At 38.5% G+C, this 3,352-nt stretch carries 1 protein-coding gene; it reads right to left on the reverse strand.

Annotated elements, in window-relative coordinates:
• Nucleotides 1-136: 136 nt before the first annotated feature.
• The gene (locus DBR11_RS22745; RefSeq protein WP_108554899.1) at nucleotides 137-3,271 is read right to left on the reverse strand and encodes a SusC/RagA family TonB-linked outer membrane protein; all 3,135 of its coding nucleotides are present in this window, start codon (nucleotides 3,269-3,271) and stop codon (nucleotides 137-139) included.
• Nucleotides 3,272-3,352: the final 81 nt, after the last annotated feature.

The following is a 3,352-nucleotide window of genomic DNA, read 5'->3' on the forward strand; positions in this document are numbered from 1 at the left end:
GTATTATATTCTTTAAAATCTTTTTTACAAGATACACCAAATAGCATTAAAGAACAGGGAATTATAAGCTTATATATTGATTTGTACTTATTAATCTGTTTCATTGTTTTTCATTTTAATTTGAGAAAATTGACAATTAGAACCTGGCATTTAAGCTTATTCCGTAACTACGCGTTGCAGGTGGCATAAAAATATCTACGCCGGAAAGGCCATTACCCGTTGACATGGTCAGCTCAGGATCGTAAGGTGCTTTTTTATAAAAGTAGATCAGATTTCTGCCTGTTAAAGATAATTTAAGGCTCTTCACAAAGCTATCTTTTAAGTCAAAAGAATAACCTAAAACCAATTCACGCAGGCGTACAGTTGTAGCGCTGTACATATATTCTCCGGACACTCCATTACGCCCACCAATCGTTTGGTACCAATTCTGTGCAGAAACTGTAGATATAGGATTTCCGTTAGGATCAACTCCGTTCACAGTAACACCATTTGCATTGCGAGCATCGCCACTGGCTTTGGAAACACCATAAAAGTCTAGCATCTGTTCGGTTACAGACATTACTTTTCCGCCAAATTTTCCATCTACTAACAGAGATAAATTGAAATTTTTATAAGTAAAATTGTTGTTCCAACCCAATTGCCATTTAGGATTTGGATTGCCAAGGTAACTGAAGTCTCCACCTTGAATAATTGGCTTTCCGTTTGCGTCAATCATTACTCTTCCTTGAGCATCATGTTGTAAGACTGTTCCATAGATGTCTCCAAAGGAGCCGCCAACATTCACCTCTGATTGATAGTTTGCGCCAGAAGCACCACTAAGAATGGCACTGCTTACCGTAGGAGACAATTCTATAACTTTATTTTTATTAAACGAATAGTTAAGAGAGGTATTCCATTTTAAATCCCCATCTTTCATGATGGTATAATTCGCCATAACCTCTACCCCCTGATTCTGAACATTTCCTGCATTTAAATAGGCTGATCCATAGAAACTAGGTTCCGGGGCTGCAATCAGAATCGTTTGATTGTGTGTGTTGGTTTTGTAATAAGTAAAATCAATTCCCAGTCTGTTCTCTAAAAACTTCCACTCTGTACCCAATTCGATAGATTTTGTTTTCTCCGGTTCCAGAGAAGAGTAAGGAGAAACATTACCAAGCGGAGTAAGGCCGCCTGCACCAATAGTAGCGATTCCGGGGTTACTTTGATAAGCAAGGGGTGCATTTCCAACTTCTGCATAGGAGGCGCGGATTTTTGCAAAACTCACGGCTTCAGGTAATTTGATCAATTGGCTTAATATCGCATTTGCACCAACTGAAGGATAGAAATATGAATCTCCGCCTTTTGTATAGGCTAAAGAAGATGCCCAGTCATTCCTTGCTGTGATGTCCAGGTATAAGGCATCATTATAGGCAATATTTGCGCTTGCAAATAAAGATTGAAACTGGGTGTGGTTTTCAAGTAAATCTCCTGATGATCCCGGATCTGTAATGGTGTTTTGGAAAGTAAATATATTTGGATAACGAAGGCCTATGTCCCCTGATGAAGCAAATTGCAAACCTTCAGTTTTTGTATCACGTATACTGGCACCAATCAAACCTGTTACTTTGAATTTAGTGCTCACGGGAACATTAAAATTGGCTAGTAAATCCGCGTATTTCTGAGTATTGACACTATTGGTATTTGCATAATTACCATTTGGTTTTGAAAGATACTGGGATGTACCTGCATAGAGTTTCTGGTCATACACGTCATTCACCCTATCTATACTTCCCCTTGCCTGAAGGTTAAACCAGGAAGTGAATGCATATTTAAGATTTCCATTTAGCAAAATACGATTTCTTTTTAAAGTATTTGGATTACGATTGACGATCCACCATGGGTTTTGTTGTGAATCATCATCAAAGGTTTGGGTACCATCTTTTACACTGGTGGTGATCCACTGTTGCTGGTATAACTGCGTTATTGGATTCAAAGCTTCAAATCCATTCTTATAACGTGAAATATCTTCTCCCCTTGGAAACAGATACAGACCTGTTAGCGGATTAAAGTAGAGACCAGCAAGGGGGCTATTTTCAATCTTCTGCGTAACATAATTGGTATTAACTTCAGCAGTAAGTTTGTTGTTTAAAAAATGACCAACTTGTTTGAAATTTAAATTATCTCTTGTCAGTTTGTTCCCAGGTTCAATGCCTCTGGCACTTGTATTGGCATATGAAATATAGGTTTGTGCTACTGAAGAACCAGTTGATAAATTAATTGAATTGGTGTAATTACTTCCGGTTTGGAAAAAAGTACTAAGGTTATCGTTACTGCTTCCATTAGTTATTTTTGGTCCCCAGCTGTAATACTTCTCCGAAAGTCCATAGCTGTTTTGAAACTGAGGTTTGAATGCAGCCTGATCAAAAGAGGCGCCAGAAGAGAAGTTAATTTCTGTTTTACCTTCCTTACCACTTTTTGTGGTGATTAGAATAACTCCGTTAGCTCCCTGGCTTCCATAAAGTGCAGCGGCAGAAGCGCCTTTTAAAACAGAAATACTCTCAATATCATCAGGGTTCAGGTTGGAAATTGGATCCCCTCCATCATAGGAGTTCGTGCCGCCATAAGCACTTCCCGGCTGATTGGTAGTCGAGTTGTTCATTGGAACACCATCGATTACATATAATGCCTGATTGTTTCCCACTAAAGACTTTGAACCCCTTAAAATTACTTTAGCAGAACCACCTACACCAGATGAACTGGAGGAAATTGTTAATCCGGCAACTTTTCCATTTAAGGAATTTGCAAGGTTAGTACTTTTAACTTTTGTTAATTCATCCCCTTTTATTTGCTGGCTGGAATAGGTAATGGATTTCTCGGATCTTTTTATACCAAGAGCAGTAACCACCACTTCCTGCAATTGCTGATTGTCATTTGCTAAAGTTACATTAATCGTTTTAGTAGAGCCCACAGTGATTTCCTGACTCACATATCCAAGATAACTAAAGACCAGAACATCGCCTTGTTTTGCATTCAGAGAGAACTGTCCGTTGGTATCCGTCTGTGTTCCGGTTTTTGTGCCTTTAATAATCACAGTAACTCCAATTAAGGTCGTACCTGTGTTGTCTTTTACTGTTCCGTGAACTGCATCCTGTTTAAATTCGTGAACAGAATTTGCTGCTATTTTTGCAGACCGGTGCATGAAGCTCTTTGCTGATGCTTCTGCATTCGTACTTGCAAAAGTACTGGCAGTAGCATAGAGCAGCAAAAAAGTACATTGTAATGTTTTTTTCATACTCGTAAGTTTATATTTGTTACCTTTTATCCCCTGCAAATTCTTATTACATTATGCAGGTATATGGAGTAATGCACTTAC

It is taken from the genome of Pedobacter sp. HMWF019, assembly GCF_003061025.1.
GTDB lineage: Bacteria > Bacteroidota > Bacteroidia > Sphingobacteriales > Sphingobacteriaceae > Pedobacter.

Coding starts and splice junctions, on each gene's coding strand:
- DBR11_RS22745 (WP_108554899.1), bottom strand. CDS start 3,271: ATGAAAAAAACATTACAATGTACTTTTTTGCTGCTCTATGCTACTGCC.